This window comes from Micromonospora sp. NPDC005686, from assembly GCF_042871665.1.
GTDB lineage: Bacteria > Actinomycetota > Actinomycetes > Mycobacteriales > Micromonosporaceae > Micromonospora.
The window spans coordinates 122,998-139,702 of record NZ_JBIAIY010000006.1 but is presented as its reverse complement, the minus strand read 5'-3'; the positions used below and the strand labels follow the sequence as shown (position 1 = coordinate 139,702).

Sequence of the window (16,705 nt, the reverse complement as noted above, 5' to 3'; positions counted from 1 at the left end):
CACTCTCTCATCCCCCGCCGAGCCGACGGTGGCAAGATCGCGGGGGTGACGAGTGTGTCCCGCCCGCTGCCACGGCTCGTGCCGGCCGAGGCGTTCGCGGACGTCCCCGCGGACCGGCTCCTGGCGGTGCTGGAGGCGGTCACGATGGTCCTCACGCTCCCCCAGCACGCCGCCGAGCGGGTGGACGCGCTCGTGGTGCCCACCGGCCAGGGCGAGGACTGGCGTCTCACCGACGCGATCCACGCCTGGGAGAACGGCCCGGCGCTGCGGCACCTGCTGGTGGCGAACACCGACCCGGCCGAGCGGACCTACCGCCCGCTCACACTGGACCGGCTGCGCGGGCTCGGCCTGCGCCGGACCGACGGGGTCGTGCTCCAGGCCGAGCCGGTCACCGGCACCGGACGGCAGGCCGCGTGGGTCGTGGAGCAGGTACGGGCGCTGGGCGTCGGCAGCGTCGCGCTCGTCGTCTCGCCGTACCACCTGGTCCGGGTCTATCTCACAGTGCTGCGGGCCTGCGACGACGCCGGCCTGCGGATCCCGCTGGTTCCGCTGCCCGTGGCTGTCGCGCCGGACGCCCCGGTGCCGGAGACCGGCGCGGCCGGATACGACCTGGTAGCCGGCGAGGTCAGCCGGCTGCTCCGCTATTCGGGCGAGGGCTGGATCGCCACCCCGGAGCGGCTACGCGACTACCTGCGCTGGCTCTGGTCCGAGCACCGTCCCCTGCTCACCGGCGCCTGAAGGTTCACCGCCAGAGGAGCGCGTCGGGCCGGCGGGCTACGCGTCGGGGATCCGGACCGTGAGCACCCGGGTGAGGATGCGGAAGCCGGCGGCGTCGTACATGCGGCGGGCCGGGTTGCCGTCGACCACCGACAGGCCGACGGACGGCAGTCCCGCCTCCCGTGCGCCGCGCAACGCGTGGACGAGCAGCGCCCGGCCGAACCCGCGGCGCTGCGCGCGGGGCGCGACGCCGAGGTTGAGGATCCAGACGCAGTCGTCGTCGGTCCACGGCACCGGTCCGGCGCACAGCACGTGCCCGGCGCTGCGGCCGTCCGGGTCGATCAGCCGGGCCGAGGCGGGCACCAGTGGCGGCACCGGGTCGCCGGTGTCGAACATCGCCCGCACCTGTTCGGTGTCGCTGGGCTGCCAGCGGCCGTCCGGGTGGTCCGGGCCGTACGCCGCGTCCAGCCCTGCGGCGAGGTCGTCGTCCCAGCCGGGGGCGCCGAGCGACCAGCCGGCCGGCAGCGTCACCGGCTCGGGTACGTCGGTGAGGTCGTGCCGCATGTCAGTGGCGGCCCGGCTCAACTCCAGCCCGTCGGCCACCAGCGCCGCCGCCAGCGCCTCGTCCGGCGTCTCCAGCCGGTGCCCGGCGAGGTCATGCCGTACCTGCGCGACGAGCCGGGTGAGCGGCGCCTCGGGCAGCGGCCGGACGTCGGCCGCGACCCGCGTGCCATCGTCATCCCGCAGCCGCAACCGGGCCAGCGGCGCGTCGTCGGCACCGAACAGCAGCGAGTCGTCAGGGGCGTCGGGGTGCGGTCGTACCGGCATTCGCGGCAGCGTACCGGGCCCGCCCCGGGCCCGCTTCCCGCCGAGGGTCGGCGAGGGGTGCGGGGCGGGATCGTGGGCAACGCCAGCGGTACGGCGGTGCTGCTCGGCGCGCTCTCCTCGTCCCGGCACACGCTGGGGGCGGTCAGGCGTCCCCGCGGACACGGGCGTGCAGGTGCATGTCGTGCCGCCCGTCGTCGTGCACCGCCGCGCTGCGCTTGGTGCCCTCCAGCCGGAACCCGGCCTTGACCGCCACCCGGCACGACGCGACGTTGCCGGTCGAGTGGTCCAGCCAGAGCCGGTGCAGCCGGCCGTCGCCGAGCGCCCACGCGCTCGCCGCCCGCAACGCGCGGGAGGCCACGCCCGCGCCACGGGCGGCCGGAACCACCCAGTACGCGCACCCGGCCTCGCCGTCGTCGAGGTTGAAGCCGCCCAACGCCATGCGGCCCACCACCGCGCCGTCGCGCGTCACCGCCCAGCTCGCGCCCGTCTCCTCCTGCCACGAACGGCGGAGGTGGGCGAACCACTGGAGAACCTGCTCCGGCGACGCGGGCCGGCGGCTGTGCCAGCGGCGGATCTCCGGATCCTGGTACGCGGCCAGGACAGCCGGTGCGTCCTCGTCCGCCCAGGGGCGCAGGACCAGGCCGCCCTCGGCGGGCAACGTCGGTTGCGGGCCGGTGGTCAACGAACCGGCGGGAACGGCGGGTGGTGTGGACACCGGAAAGCGCATGCCCGACTCTCCCCCGCGGACCACCCCGCGTGTCAATCCGGTTCAGATCGTCAGCAGCCCTCCGTTGCGGGTCTCGTCCTTCACCGCGATCAGGTTCGCCACGACGTACGGGATGAGTAGCGCAGGACCACGACGCCGACGGCCACACCGAACCGCGCGCCGGAACCCTCGCCGGCCTGGAGAGCGCGGTCGACAAGCTTGAGCCGGCCTGCGGCAGGTACTGGTTGCCGGCCAAGCCCTTCGGGTAGAGGTGCGTCTATGGATCCCCGAGACGTGTTCCAGATCCTGTTGGGCGTCGGCGGTTTGGCTTCAGCCAGCTACGGTGTTCGTCTCCTGCTGACCGGCCGCATGCCGCCCTTTGCTCAGGAAAGGTGGCGGCGGCCAGTCGACGCAGGGATGTGGTTCCTATGCAGTGGGCTCGCCTTCTTGTCACTCGCGGCGGGGTACCTCGGACGGCTCATCGGCGCGATCGGACCCGCAACAGCATTGACGCTTGTAGGCCTGGCGCTCGTGGTCCTCGTACTCGCTCTCATCAGATATCGGCCACGTGACAGTGGACGTGGCGGATCCTCGACATGACCTGGCCACGCACGGCTGGGCCTCAGGGCCATCTCCGCCGTGAGTCCCACACACGCCGAAGACGCACCAGCGGCGGTCGGTCTCGCGCTGGCGGAGGGCGTCCGTCCGAACCTTGATGCGGTCCGCCCGGGTCGCCGGCACCATGCCTGACCAGGGATTTTGCGTGGTGGGGCGGGCGGGGTTCGAACCCGCGACCGAGGGATTATGAGTCCCCTGCTCTAACCGGCTGAGCTACCGCCCCGTGACCGCGCCGGATCGTAACCCGCCGATCGTTGCCCGGACCACCACCCACCGGGCGGAAACTCTGCCGTGACAGCACGATGGGCAACGCGAGGATAACAACGCGCAACCCGCCCACCAACGCGTCACGCGCCCCGCAGATCGGCCACCACGGCGCCGGCCGTACGCCACCCGCTGGCGAGCGCGCCCTGGATGGATGGGCTGTCCCGGTGGTCCCCGGCCACGTACTGGCCCTCGCCGAGCGCCACCGGCTTGCGCAGCCGGCCCTGTGGTGGCGGGGCGGCCGGTAGCGCGTCCGGCACCGCGACGGTGGTGAGGTGGGTCCAGTCGGCGGTGGAGCGGCCGTAGAGGCGGTCCAGCTCACGCCGGATCACCGGTTCGGGCGGTGCCTGCGGGCCGACCACCGAGGTGGCGACGAGGTGCCGGCCGTCCGGCGCGTACGTGGGCGCGGCCCGGCTCACCACCGCCGTGTTGGCGACGAGTTCGCGCCGGTCGCCGTCGAGCAGCAGGATCGGCTCGTCAAGGGGCGCCGTGTCGGTGCTGTGGTAGTAGGTGGTGTAGGCGTGCATGCGTACCCGGGTAAGACCGGGCAGCAGCGTGGCCGCCGCCGGCGGGTCGACAGCGACCACGACGGCGCGGCAGGTGATCTCGCCGGACGGGGTGCGGACGCGGCCGGGCGCGACCTCGGTGACCGGGGTGTTCAGGTCGATCAGCTCGGCGGGCAGCGGCGCGGCGAGCGCCCGGGGCAGCGCCGCCATGCCGTCCGCGGGCAGGCCGATCCGGCCCCGGGCGAAGGAGCGCATGATGACCGCGAGGACGTGGCTGGAGGTGGCCAGCTCGCGGTCGAGCAGCACGCCGGACAGGAACGGCCGGAGCAGTTCCTCGATGATCGCGTCGGAGAGCCCGGCCCGGCGCAGTGCCTTCTCGGCGCTGGTCTCGGGTGTGTCCAGCAGCCGCCCGACCGGCACGGTGGCGTAGCCGGCGGCGAGCGCGGCGAACCGCAACCGGTCGGTCAGCGACCCGATGCCCGCGGTGAGCGTGCCGGGCGCTCCGGTCGGTTCGCGCAGCGGGTTGACGAGGCGTTCCAGCCGGTCGCCGCGACGCACCAGCACGCCGGAGGTGAACCAGCCCAGGTCGAGCGCGCCGAGGTCGACCAGGCCGCCGAGCCGCGGGTACGCGGTGTTGAGCACCTGGAAGCCCCGGTCCAGCAGGAACCCGTCGACGCGGTCGGTGGCTACCCGCCCGCCGAGCCGGTCGCCCGCCTCCAGCAGCCGCCACGGCACCCCGGCGCGGTGCAGCCGCCGGGCGGCGGCGAGACCGGCCAGGCCACCGCCGACGACCACCACGTCCGTGTCAGGCACGGTCCACCCCCGCCCCGGCGCGGTCGCCCTCACGGTGCGACCGCGACAACCGGCCCGGCCACCAGACCTTCGGCCCGATGTCGTACGCGAGCGCGGGCACCAGCAGCGAGCGGACCACGATGGTGTCGAGCAGTACGCCGACGGCGACCGCCACGCCCAGCTCGACGAGCACCACGAGCGGCAGCACGGCGAGCGCGGAGAACGTGGCGGCGAGCACGATGCCGGCGGAGGTGATGACGCCGCCGGTGACGGCCAGTCCGGCGAGCACACCGGCGCGGGTGCCGCGCCGCACCGACTCCTCGCGGACCCGGCTCATCAGGAAGATGTTGTAGTCGATGCCGAGCGCGACCAGGAACACGAACGCGAACAGCGGGAACGACTGGTCGACGCCGGGGAAGTCGAAGACGTACCGGAACAGCAGCGCGCACAGGCCCAGCGTGGCCAGGAACGACAGCACCACTGTGGCGATCAGCAGCAGCGGGGCGACCAGGGCACGCAGCAGCAGGGCCAGGATGACCGCGATGACCAGCAGCACCACCGGGATGATCACGTCGCGGTCGCGTACCGAGGCGTCGGCGGTGTCCACGTTGATCGCGGTGAAGCCGCCGACGACGGCGTCGGCGCCGGGTACCCGGTGCACCGCCTCGCGCAGGTCGCGGATGGTGCGTTCGGCGCCGTTGCTGTCCGGCGGGTCGGCGAGCGTGACGTCGAGCTGCACCCGCCCGTCGACCACCTTCGGGGGCGCGTTCGGGTCCGGCGGCGCGTTCGCGCCCCGCTCGCCGAGCGGCAGCACCGAGGCGACTCCCGGTACGCCCTGCGCCACCTGGGCGACCTGCCGGGCGGTGGCCTGGGTGGTGAAGATGGTGGCGGGGCTGCCGGTGCCGGCCGGGAAGTGCCTGTCGATGACCTCCTGCCCGGCCACCGAGTCGGTGCGCTGGGTGAACAGCTGGGTCTGGCCGAGCGTGGTGGCGCCGAGCTGGGTCACCCCGATCGCGAGGGCGGCGAGCACCACGGCGGTGACGATCCAGACGGTGCGCGCGCGGCGTGCCACGAAGCCGGCGATCCGCCCCCAGACACCGTGTTCGGTACGCGGGTCGGCCTGGTCGTATCGGGGCCGCCGGGGCCAGAACGCCCACCGGCCGCCGAGGACCAGCAGCGCGGGCAGGAAGGTGAGCATCACCAGCAGCGTGGCGGCGATGCCGACGGCGCTGACCGGGCCGAGCGCCCGGTTGGAGTTGAGGCTGGACAGCAGCAGGCAGAGCAGGCTGACGATGACGGTGGCCCCGGAGGCGACGATGGCCGGGGCGGCGCCCTTCCAGGCGGTCCGCATCGCGTCCCAGGGCCGCTCGTGGCGGTGCAGTTCCTCCCGGTAGCGGGCGATGAGCAGCAGCGCGTAGTCGGTGCCGGCGCCGAAGACGAGCACGGTGAGGATGCCCTGCGCCTGCCCGTTGAGTTTGACGATGTCGTGGTCGGCGAGCAGGTAGACGAAGACGGCGGCGAGCGAGTACGACATCCCGGCGGCCAGCAGCGGGAAGACCCAGAGGACCGGGCTGCGGTAGACGATCAACAGGATGACCAGCACCACCGTGAGCGTGACCAGCAGCAGCGGCCCGTCGATCGCGCTGAACACCTCGATCAGGTCGCCGAGCAGCCCGGCCGGTCCGGCCACGTCGACGGTGAGCCCGTCGCGGTCCGGGCCGGCGATGTCACGCAGGCGTTCCACCACGGACCGGATCTGTTCACCCTCGCCGCTGTCGATCGGCACGATCACCTGGGCGGCCTGCTTGTCCTGGCTGACGACCGGCGGCGGCAGCGGGCCGACCACGCCCGGTACCTCGGCGAAGCGGGCCGCGTCGGCCTGGATGCGCTGCTGGTCGGCGGGGGTGAGGCCGCCGGGTCGTTCGTAGACCACGAGTGCCGGGGTGGTCTCCCGGTCGACGAATCCGCCGGCCAGGTCCTGCGCCCGGGTGGCCTCGGCGTCCGCCGGCAGGAAGGAGGCGTTGTCGTTGGTGGAGACCTCGCCGAGCCTGCCGGAGTAGGGGCCGGCGACGCCGCCGACGATCAGCCAGCCGAGCACCACCGCCACCGCGATCAGCGTCGCGGTCCAGCGGCTGCGTCCTGCGGCCATCTCCACCGTCCTCGAATCGACGCATCAATCGACGCAGCGGGAGTCTAAGTCGACGCCGACCATCCTGCCGGGCGAACGGGGACTCGGGGGCGGAAACCCGGCAGCCGGGGCACCGTGAGGGGATGCAGCAACGACGAACGCCCGCCGGCGGGGCCGACGGGCGTGACGTGGAGCGAGGCTCCCCCGATTGGACTCGAACCAATAACCTGCCGGTTAACAGCCGGCTGCTCTGCCAATTGAGCTACAGGGGACCGTGCACCGCTCGGTTCGGATCTCTCCGCTCCGTGCGACGGGCACAAGAGTACAGGACATCGGGGGGTGGCGCGCCAGGGGGTTACCGGACCGGACCCGACCGGCGGACGCGCCAGAATTACGGACAAATCGCCATCTCGGCACAGGGAGGTATGAGCGAAGAGCAGGATGGGTAGTTAGCCGTCGACAGAGAACGCAGGCGCGAGACGGTGGTTCCGCCGAACTGGCGGGAAACCGGCGAGAGCGTCAGGTACGGAAGGAGCCGCCATGCGCGGAAAGATCATGTTTCTTGGCGGGCTGGCTGCGGGATTCGTCCTGGGCGCCCGTGCCGGCCGGGAGAAGTACGAGGAGCTGGTGGTCCGCGGGCGCAAGGTGCTCGACCACCCGACCGTCCAGGAGGCGGCCGGGGTCGCGCAGGCCCAGGCGAACCGGCTCTACTCGGAGGGCAAGGACAAGCTGGGGCAGACCAAGATCGGTGAGAAGCTCGCCACCGGCAACGGCGGCAAGCAGGGCATGACCGAAGCCGACAAGCCGTTCGCCGGCACGCCGGCCGCGGTCGGCAGCCGCAGCGCCAACGGCACGGCCTCGAACAGCACGTCCGGCTCGACCTCGACCGGCACGAGCACCAAGCCGTCCAGCACCGGCAACACGCTCTGACAACAGCGGACAGCGGGCCGGTCACCTCCGGGTGACCGGCCCGCTTTCGTGCGAACGAGGCTGCGCAGGCCCGGCTCCCGCTACCGGGGCGCGGCGGCCCACCGACGACCTGATGGCGCAGACGGATCGTGGCGGCCACGCTGCCCGGTGCAGGCCGCCGGCGATCCACCTACGTGATCAGGTCGGGAGCCGCCTGAAAGGGCGTGCCCGGCCGAGGTCACTCGCGGCTGCTGCTGAACGCGGCGTCGAAGGCCGCCGACGGGGCGTCGAACGCCAGGCGGCGGACGAACTGGAGTGCCTCCGGCGCGCCGACCAGGCGGTCCATGCCGGCGTCCTCCCACTCGACCGAGATCGGACCGTCGTAGCCGATCGCGTTCAGCGCGCGGAAGCAGTCCTCCCACGGCACGTCGCCGTGGCCGGTGGAGACGAAGTCCCAGCCGCGCCGCAGGTCGGCCCAGGGCAGGTGGGAGGAGAGCCGGCCGCGCCGCCCATCGCCGGTACGGACCTTCGCGTCCTTGCAGTCGACGTGGTAGATCCGGTCGGCGAAGTCGAAGATGAAGTTCACCGGGTCCAGCTCCTGCCACACGAAGTGCGACGGATCCCAGTTGAGGCCGAACGCCTCCCGGTGCCCGATCGCCTCCAGCGTGCGCTTCGTGGTCCAGTAGTCGTAGGCGATCTCGCTGGGGTGCACCTCGTGCGCGAACCGCACGCCCACCTCGTCGAAGACGTCCAGGATCGGGTTCCACCTGTCGGCGAAGTCCTGGTAGCCGCGCTCGATCATGGCCGGCGGCACCGGCGGGAACATCGCCACCGTGTGCCAGATGGACGAGCCGGTGAAGCCGACGACGGTGCGTACGCCCAGCTTCGCCGCCGCCCGCGCGGTGTCCTTGATCTCCTCGGCGGCGCGGCGGCGCACCCCCTCCGGCTCGCCGTCGCCCCAGATCCGGGCCGGGAGGATGTCCCGGTGCCGCTCGTCGATCGGGTGGTCGCAGACGGCCTGCCCGACCAAATGGTTGGAGACGGCGAACACCTGGAGGTTGTGCTTGGCGAGGGTGGCCAGCTTGCGCTCCACGTACGAGTCGTCGGCGAGCGCCCTGCCCACCTCGAAGTGGTCGCCCCAGCAGGCGATCTCCAGCCCGTCGTAGCCCCACTCGGCGGCGAGCCGGCAGACCTCGTCGAACGGCAGATCGGCCCACTGGCCGGTGAAGAGCGTGATGGGTCGCGCCATTGTCCTTCTCCCCTGTGGTGATGGGGGATTCCGTCGCGGACCGGGGCGAGGACGACCGGAGACGGCGGCGCGTGGGCACCGGTGGACGCCGGGGCGTCTGCTCCCGGACGGGTTGCGCCTCCCGCCGGTCACCGGCCACCTCGCGGTCGCCGCCTCCACTCTATGGCAGCCGTCACGGCAGGGTCCAGCAGTCATTCGCGCCGGTCGACGCACCCCCGGCCGAGAGTGCCTCGCGTATTTGTCCCGCCGATTTCGCGAGACAGCCGGGATCGAGCCGGTCCACCGGTGCGGCCGGGGAATCCCGGTCCGGCCGCACCGGAGGGCCGTGCTGGTCGTGCCGGCGGATTCCCGGCGGCACGCTCCCCGCCGCCGGCCTCGTCCCCGCCGCGGGGCGCAACCGCGGCGGGCCCTCGCCGGCCGGCGCCGGTGAGTGTCGGCGGACCCCGAGGGGTCGCCTCGGGTCAGGCGGAGGCTTCGGCCAGCGCGGGCTCCACCTCCGTCCAGGCGGCCCGCTCGGCCGAGCGGGTGACCGCGTCGAGCACGAGCTGGACCTGAAGCGCGTCGGCGAACGACGGGGCCGGGTCGGCGCCGGTGGCGACCGCCTCGACGAAGTCGCGCGCCTGGTGGGTGAAGGAGTGCTCGTAGCCGATGATGTGGCCGGGCGGCCACCACGCACCCAGGTACGGATGCTCCGGCTCGGTCACCAGGATCCGGCTGAAGCCCTGTTCGGCGGCGGGCCGGCTGGCGTCCAGGAACTCCAGTTCGTTGAGGCGTTCCAGGTCGAACACGACACTGCCGCGTGACCCGTTGATCTCGACCCGCAGCGCGTTCTTGCGGCCGGTGGCGAACCGGGTCGCCTCGTACGTGGCCAGCGCTCCCCCGTCGAGCCGGGCCACGAACACCGCCGCGTCGTCCACCGTCACCTGCCCCGTCGCGGTGCCGTTGCCGTCGGCCCGCGCGGCCAGTCCGCTCGACCCGGCGACCAGTGGCCGCTGGCGGACGAACGTCTCGGTCAGCGCGCTGACCCCCGTGACGAGCTGACCGGTGACGTACTGGGTCAGGTCGATGATGTGCGCGCCGATGTCACCGAGCGCGCCGGAGCCCGCCCTGTCCTTCTGCAACCGCCACACCAGCGGGAACTGCGGATCGACGATCCAGTCCTGGAGGTAGACCGCCCGGACGTGCCGGATCTCGCCGATCCGCCCGTCGGCCACCAGTTGCCGCATCAGGGCGACCGCCGGCACCCGCCGGTAGTTGAAGCCGCACATGGCGCGTACCCCGGACTCGCGTGCCCGGGCCGCGGCCTCGGTCATGTCGCGGGCCTCGGCGACGCTGTTGGCAAGCGGCTTCTCGCACAGCACGTGCTTGCCCGCGGCGAGCGCGGCGAGCGCGATCTCGCGGTGGCTGTCCCCCGGCGTGCAGATGTCGACCACGTCGATGTCGTCGGACTCGACGAGCCGCCGCCAGTCGGTGGTGTAGCCGTCCCAGCCGAGCCGGTCGGCGGCCTCGGCCACCTTCGGTTCGTCACGGCCGCAGACGAGCGCCATCCGCACCCGCGCCGGCAGGTCGAACACCCGGTTCACGGTGCGCCACGCCTGGGAGTGCGCGGCGCCCATGAACGCGTAGCCGACCATGCCGACGCGCAGGATGCTGTCGTGACTGGACAAGGTGGGTCTCCCCCCGTGTGTCAGAACCCGAGCTTCAGGTAGTCGCTCGCGTTCTCCTTGGTGATCGTCTCGGAGGCGAGCACGATCTCCTTCGGTACCTGGAGTTCGACCAGGTCGGACATGCCCTTCCCCTGGCCGATCAGGCGGGCCAGGGAGATGGCCGAGGAGGCCATCGACGGGCTGTAGGTGACTGTGGCCTTGAGGACCGTGTTGTCGGCGGCGATGTCCTCCATGGCCTTCTTCGAGCCGGCGCCACCGACCATGAGGAACTCCTTGCGGTTGGCCTGGTTGACCGCCGCGAGCACGCCGATGCCCTGGTCGTCGTCGTGGTTCCAGATCGCGTCGATCTTCGGCAGCGCCTGGAACAGGCCGGTCGCGGCCTGCTGGCCGGAGTCCACCGTGAACTCGGCCGGCCGCCGGTTGGCGACCTTCAGCCCGTACGAGGCGAGCGTGTCGGCGAACCCCTTCGAGCGTTCCTGGGTCAGCTCCAGCGACTCGATGCCGGGGATCTCGCCGATCACCGGGTTGCTCACGCCCTTGGCCTTCAGCTGCTCGGCGATGTAGGTGGCGGCGGCCACCCCCATGCCGTAGTTGTCGCCCTTGATCTGGCAGCGGTAGGCACGCGCGTCCGGGAAGGCCCGGTCCAGGTTGACCACCGGAATGCCGGCCTTCATCGCCTCCAGGCCGAACGCGTTGAGTTCCTTGCCGTCGTGCGGCAGCAGCACGATCACGTCCGGCTTCTGCGAGATCAGCGTGGACAGCGCCGCGCGCTGGGCCGCCGCGTCCGCGCCGGCCTCGACCGACTTCAGCTCCACGTCCTGGTACGCCCCGGCCTGCGCCTTGGCGTTGTTCGTGATGGCGGCGATCCAGCCGTGGTCGGCGGCCGGGGCGGAGAAGCCGATGCTCACCCTCTTGCCCGGCTCGGTGTCGGCGCCGGAGCCGGCCGCCTTGGTCTGCGCCTCGGTCGGGCTCTGCTCGTTGCTGGTGCAGCCGGCGAGCAGCACCCCGGCGGAGACGGCGGCCCCGCCGAGGAGCAGCCGGCGGCGGGACAGGTCCTGGCGCGGTGTTCTCATGACGCCTCCTGGGATGAGGTGGTGGGGTGGTTCCGGGTGTGGCGGGCCGGACCACAGTCGGCGCGACGGCGGCCTGGATGTGCGCGGTGGGGTCAGGTGGTGGTGGCCCGGTTGCGGGCGAGGAACTGCGTGAGGCTGCCGAACTGCACCTGCTGGACCAGGACGGCGGCGACGATGATGCCGCCCTTGACCATGTTCTGGGCCTCGGTGGAGAGGTTGTTGATGGCGAACAGGTTGGTGATGGTGGAAAAGATGATCACCCCGAGCAGGGAGCCGATGATCGTGCCCCGCCCGCCGCTGAGCAGCGTGCCGCCGATGATCGCGGCGGCGATGGCGTCCAGCTCGTAGAGGTTGGCCATGGCCGCCTGCGCGGAGGTGGCCTGCGCGGTGAGCATGACCGCGGCGATGCCGCAGCACAGGCCGGACAGCGCGTAGAGGAGAACCGTGTGCCGGCGGACGTTGATGCCGGCGAGCCGGGCCGCCTCCGGGTTGCCGCCGACCGCCACCGTACGGCGGCCGAACGTGGTCCGGTTCAACAGCACCCAGCCGGCCGCCACCACCGCCACCAGGATGTAGACCAGCAGCGGGATGCCGAGCACGTTCGTGCTGGCGATGCCGTTGATGAAGGTGTTGCCCGACACCTGGGTCTGCTTGTCGGAGATCTCCGCCGCCAGCCCTCGGGCGGCGACGAGCATGGCGAGCGTGGCGATGAACGGCACCAGCCGTCCGTACGAGACGAGCAGCCCGTTGACCACGCCGACGGCGAGCCCGACGGTAAGCGCGGTGAAGATCATGCCGCCCGCGCCGTAGCTCTGCGTGGCCAGTGTGGTGCACCACACCCCGGCCAGCGCGACGATCGCGCCGACCGACAGGTCGATGCCGCCGCCGATGATCACGAATGTCATGCCCACCGTGACCACGCCGACCACCGAGGCGAGCTTGAGGATGGTGAGCGTGTTGCCCCACACCCAGTTCGGGTCGCCGTAGAGGTCGGGGCGGGTCAGGATGCCGATGACCACCAGCACGACGAGCGTGGCGAGCAGGCCGAGGTTGCGCTTGGCGCCCTCCCCGCCGTCGCCGCGCCACCAGGAGAGCTTCGCCGACGCGCCGACCTTGGCGGTCTCCGCCCGCTCCACCGGAGGCGACTGCGCAGGCAGGGCGGATTCGGCGACGTCGCTCATGCCGGCGCCCCGCTCCGCGCGGCGCCGGCACGAGACTCTCCGGCGCTGTATCGATGATTCGCTCGCTGCCGCTCGCTCATGCCGGCGCGCCTTCCATGAGGGACCCCGCCATGACGAGGTCGAGCACTGTGTTCTCGTCCAGTTCGCCGGCCGGGGCCTCGCGGACCACGCGGCCCTCCCGCATCACCAGCACCCGGTCGGCCAGCCCCAGCACCTCGGGGACCTCGCTGGAGACCAGCAGCACCCCCACACCGCGGGCGGCCAGATCGCGGATCACCTGGTACAGCTCGGCCCGGGCGCCCACGTCCACGCCCCGGGTCGGCTCGTCGAGCAGCAGCAGCCGGGTGTCACCGAGCAGCCACCGGCCGACCACCACCTTCTGCTGGTTGCCGCCGGAGAGCGTCCGCACCGGCCGGCGTACGTCCGCGGGGCGCAGCTCCAGCGACGCGGCGATCCGGTCCGCCTCGGCGCGTTCCCGGGCGGTGTCGGTGAAGCCGAGGCGGGCGTACCGGCTGAAGGTGGCGAGCGTGACGTTGCGGTAGATCGGCTCGCCGAGCAGCAGCGCCTGGCTCTTGCGCTCCTCCGGCGCCATGCCCATCCCGGCCCGTACCGCAGCGCCCACACTTCCGGGACGCAGCGCCCGGCCGTCGACCCGGACCGTGCCGGCCTGCGCCCGGCGCGCGCCGAAGATGGTCTCCAGCAACTCCGATCGGCCGGAGCCGACGAGCCCGGCGATGCCGACGATCTCCCCCGCCCGGACCCGGAGCGAGACGTCGGCGAACTCGCCGTGGCGGGTCAGCCCGTCCACCCGCAGCAGTTCCGCGCCGCCCCCTTGGCCGGGCGGGCGCTGCGGGAAGACGTACTCGATGGTCCGTCCGGTCATCCGGGCGACCAGATCGCGGGTCGGTGTCTCGCGGGCCGGCAGGCTCGCCGCCGTGGTCCGGCCGTCCTTGAGTACGGTGACCCGGTCGCCGATCTCGCGGATCTCCTCCAGCCGGTGCGAGATGTAGATGACCGCGATGCCCTGCGCGGTGAGTTCCCGGATGATCCGGAACAGGTTCGCCACCTCGTCGTGGGCCAGCACGGCGCTCGGCTCGTCCATGATGATCAGCCGGGCCTCGTGGGACAGCGCCCGGGCCATGCTGACGATCTGCTTGCCCGCAGCGGGCAGGTGCCGCACCAGCCGTCCCGGCGGGATCTCCGGATGGCCGAGGCGGGCCAGGATCTCCCGGGTACGCCGGGCCGTGTGCCCCCGCCGGACGAACCCGAACCGGCGCGGCTCGTGGCCGAGGAACGCGTTCTCCGCCACCGACAGGTCGTCGACCAGATCGAGTTCCTGGTAGATGGTGGCGATGCCGGCGCGCATGGCGGCCTGCGGGGCGGCGAACGAGGCCGGCTCGCCCCGCCACAGCACCTCGCCCGAGTCCGGCCGGTGCACCCCGGCCAGCACCTTGATGAGTGTGGACTTGCCGGCGCCGTTCTGCCCCAGCAGGCAGTGCACCTCGCCGGCCCGCACCTCCAGCTGCACGCCGTCGAGCGCACGTACCCCCGGGAACGTCTTGACCACGTCGGTGAGGCGCAGCACCACCTCGCCCGCGACGGCGTCGCTCACGCTGCCTCCCCGAACGCGAGGTCGCTGGCGAGCACGGCGGCGCCGGCGACGCCGGCGCGCGGGCCCAGCTCGGACAGGACGACGGGCAGGTTGCCGGTGGCGAGCGGCAGTGAGCGGCGGTAGACCACGCTGCGGATCTCGGCGAGCAGGATGTGGCCGACCTGGGCGAGCCCACCGCCGATGACGATCATCGACGGGTTGGTGAAGCTGACCAGCCCGGCCAGCACGCTGCCGACCCGTCGGCCGCCGTCGCGGATGAGCCGGATGCAGGTGGCGTCCCCCTCGATCGCCCCCTGCGCCACGTCGAGCGCGGTCACCACGCCCCGGGCGGCCAGCCGCTCGGCCAGCGCCGGGGACACCTCGGCGCGGGCCGCGACGGTCGCCTCCCGGGCCAGCGCGGCGCCGCCGAACACCGCCTCCAGGCAGCCGACGTTGCCGCAGGAGCACATCGGACCGTTCGGGTCGGCCTGGATGTGGCCGATGTCCCCGGCGCAGCCGTCGGTGCCCCGGTAGACCTCGCCGTGCAGGTAGATGCCGCAACCGATGCCGGTGCCGATCTTGATGAACAGGAAGTCGTCGACCGAGTGGGCCACGCCGCCGTGCCGCTCCCCGATCGCCATGATGTTGACGTCGTTGTCCACCACCGCCGGGCAGCCGTGCTCCCGGGTGAGCACCTCGCGGACCGGGAACCGGTCCCAGCCCGGCATGATCGGCGGGGAGACCGGCACGCCGTCGCGGAAGCTCACCGGCCCCGGTACGCCGATGCCCACCGCGTCGAGCCGCTCGTACGCGCCCTCCACCCTGGCCTTGTGCAGCAGTTCGTTGACCCGCTGGAGCGTCACCTTCGGGCCGGAGCGGATGTCGGCGGCCTCGGTGTAGGCGGCCACCGTCTCCAGCCGGCCGTTGACCACCTCCACGTCGATCGAGCTGGCGCCCAGGTCGACGGCGGCGAAGCGCAGGTGCGGGCTCAGCTCGACGAGTGTGGAGCGTCGCCCGCCCCGGGAGGCGGCCAGTCCGGCCTCGGCCACGTACCCGAGGGAGACGAGCCGTTCCAGCTCGGCGACCAGGCGTGGGCGGGGCATCTGGAGCCGGCCGCCGAGTTCGGCGCGGGACACGGGGCCCTCGTCCCGGAGCAGCCGTAGAAGCCGTACGTGCAGGGGGTCGACCGTCCGCACCGGCAGTCACCTCCGCATCGGAGCCCGCCACATCGATGATGACGATGTGTGTCGTGCCCGACACAGTAGGAGTCTTCCGGGTGGCATGTCCATAGCTTCGGCACGCACGACGCAAACTTTTGTCTAGAAGAACAAAAGAAGGATTCGAATCATGAAAACGCGCCGCCCCGCCCGTGTTCGTTCCGGGCGGGGCGGCGCGTTTTCGGGTCAGCGGGAGTTCGTCCGGCCCTTCTTGCGCAGCTTGCGGTCGTCGCGCAGTTCGACGTAGGGCTCCTCGTCGGCCGGGTGCCCGGCCGCGATGGCGCGGCTGCGCTCCAACTCGGCGTCGAACTCCGCACCGAGCAGGATGGCGACGTTGCTCAACCACAGCCACACCAGGAAGATGATCACGCCGGCCACCGCGCCGTACGTCTTGTTGTACGAGCCGAAGTTGCTGACGTAGAGCGCGAACAGGCCGGACACCACCAGCCAGAGCACCACCGCGAGCACGCCACCCGGACTCACCCAGCGGAAGCCGCCGTGCCGGGCGTTCGGCGAAGCCCAGTAGAGGATCGCGAACATCAGACTCACGATCACCAGCAGCACCGGCCACTTGACGATGTTCCACACCGTGACGGCGGTCCCGCCGAGCCCGATCGCGTCTCCCACCTGCTCGGCCAGGCCACCGGTGAACACCACGATCACGGCGCTGATCAGCAGCATCACACCGATCACCGCGGTCACACCGAGGCGTACCGGCAGGGTCTTCCAGATCGGCCGCCCCTCCGGCACGTCGTAGATGCTGTTCGAGGCGCGCATGAACGCGGCGACGTAGCCGGAGGCCGACCAGAAGGCCGCCACCAGACCGACGATCGCCGCGATGCTCGCCAGCCCGCCGGACTGGCCTGCCTGGTCGATCGCGCTCTCGATGATGCGGCGGATGTTCTCCTCCGGTACCGCCTGCCCGACGGTGTCCCGTACCCCCTCGGTGGCCCGCTCGCCGAGCAGGCCGAGCAGCGAGATCAGCACCAGGACGCCCGGGAAGATGGAGAGCACGCCGTAGTAGGTCAGCGCGGCGGCCCAGTCGGTCAGGCTGTCGTCCTGGAACTCCCGAACGGTCCGCTTGAGCGTCGCCATCCAGCGCGTGGCCGACAGGTCGGCCGGGCTGTCCGGCCCGTCGTCCGGCCCCACCGGCCCCACCCGGTCGTGCGAAGCGAGGGCGTCGTCGTCGCGCCCGTCGCGGGCGTCGTCGTGGACGTCGCGGGCGGCCATGGCACCTCCTGATCGTCATGTCGTCCCGG

General features: G+C 72.4%; 13 protein-coding genes and 2 tRNA genes. 2 read left to right on the top strand and 13 right to left on the bottom strand.

The window, feature by feature from the left end:
* The first annotated feature begins 45 nt into the window (after positions 1-45).
* Entirely contained in the window at positions 46-738 is a 693-nt protein-coding gene (locus tag ACFYON_RS15955; RefSeq protein WP_387188849.1) for a hypothetical protein, read from the top strand.
* Positions 739-774: 36 nt separating this feature from the next.
* Here the strand turns inward: ACFYON_RS15955 and ACFYON_RS15950 are convergent, their stop codons facing one another.
* From ACFYON_RS15950 to ACFYON_RS15925, 6 genes are all read right to left on the bottom strand, one after another.
* Positions 775-1,545, bottom strand: a complete 771-nt coding sequence (locus ACFYON_RS15950; protein ID WP_354872397.1) for a GNAT family N-acetyltransferase — start codon at positions 1,543-1,545, stop codon at positions 775-777.
* A gap of 142 nt (positions 1,546-1,687) precedes the next feature.
* The gene (locus tag ACFYON_RS15945; protein WP_354872399.1) at positions 1,688-2,272 is read right to left on the bottom strand and encodes a GNAT family N-acetyltransferase; all 585 of its coding nucleotides are present in this window, start codon (positions 2,270-2,272) and stop codon (positions 1,688-1,690) included.
* Positions 2,273-3,015: 743 nt separating this feature from the next.
* A tRNA-Ile gene (locus tag ACFYON_RS15940) sits at positions 3,016-3,092 on the bottom strand.
* A 124-nt stretch (positions 3,093-3,216) separates the two neighbouring features.
* Positions 3,217-4,452, bottom strand: a complete 1,236-nt coding sequence (locus ACFYON_RS15935; protein ID WP_354872401.1) for an NAD(P)/FAD-dependent oxidoreductase — start codon at positions 4,450-4,452, stop codon at positions 3,217-3,219.
* Positions 4,445-6,580, bottom strand: a complete 2,136-nt coding sequence (locus ACFYON_RS15930) for an MMPL family transporter (protein ID WP_354872404.1) — start codon at positions 6,578-6,580, stop codon at positions 4,445-4,447. The genes ACFYON_RS15935 and ACFYON_RS15930 overlap by 8 nt, the downstream gene beginning before the upstream one ends.
* A 178-nt stretch (positions 6,581-6,758) precedes the next feature.
* A tRNA-Asn gene (locus ACFYON_RS15925) sits at positions 6,759-6,831 on the bottom strand.
* A gap of 268 nt (positions 6,832-7,099) precedes the next feature.
* Between ACFYON_RS15925 and ACFYON_RS15920 the strand changes: the two genes are divergently transcribed.
* Entirely contained in the window at positions 7,100-7,489 is a 390-nt protein-coding gene (locus ACFYON_RS15920) for a hypothetical protein (RefSeq protein WP_354872406.1), read from the top strand.
* Positions 7,490-7,706: 217 nt separating this feature from the next.
* On the opposite strand, the gene ACFYON_RS15915 is transcribed toward ACFYON_RS15920, so the two are convergent.
* From ACFYON_RS15915 to ACFYON_RS15885, 7 genes are all read right to left on the bottom strand, one after another.
* A complete protein-coding gene (locus ACFYON_RS15915) occupies positions 7,707-8,717 on the bottom strand; it encodes a sugar phosphate isomerase/epimerase family protein (protein WP_354872408.1) in 1,011 nt (336 codons plus the stop codon).
* Between the two features lie 461 nt (positions 8,718-9,178).
* Complete coding sequence (locus tag ACFYON_RS15910) at positions 9,179-10,351, bottom strand: Gfo/Idh/MocA family protein (protein ID WP_387188851.1); 1,173 nt, start codon at positions 10,349-10,351, stop codon at positions 9,179-9,181.
* A gap of 53 nt (positions 10,352-10,404) precedes the next feature.
* Entirely contained in the window at positions 10,405-11,457 is a 1,053-nt protein-coding gene (locus ACFYON_RS15905; RefSeq protein ID WP_354872414.1) for a substrate-binding domain-containing protein, read from the bottom strand.
* 92 nt (positions 11,458-11,549) lie between these two features.
* A complete protein-coding gene (locus tag ACFYON_RS15900; RefSeq protein WP_354872417.1) occupies positions 11,550-12,638 on the bottom strand; it encodes an ABC transporter permease in 1,089 nt (362 codons plus the stop codon).
* 76 nt (positions 12,639-12,714) lie between these two features.
* Positions 12,715-14,250, bottom strand: a complete 1,536-nt coding sequence (locus ACFYON_RS15895) for a sugar ABC transporter ATP-binding protein (protein WP_354872419.1) — start codon at positions 14,248-14,250, stop codon at positions 12,715-12,717.
* A complete protein-coding gene (locus ACFYON_RS15890; RefSeq protein WP_354872421.1) occupies positions 14,247-15,425 on the bottom strand; it encodes an ROK family protein in 1,179 nt (392 codons plus the stop codon). The genes ACFYON_RS15895 and ACFYON_RS15890 overlap by 4 nt, the downstream gene beginning before the upstream one ends.
* Before the next feature lie 207 nt (positions 15,426-15,632).
* On the bottom strand, positions 15,633-16,676 hold the full coding sequence (locus ACFYON_RS15885; protein WP_354872424.1) for a YihY/virulence factor BrkB family protein: 1,044 nt from the start codon (positions 16,674-16,676) through the stop codon (positions 15,633-15,635).
* Positions 16,677-16,705 lie beyond the last annotated feature (29 nt).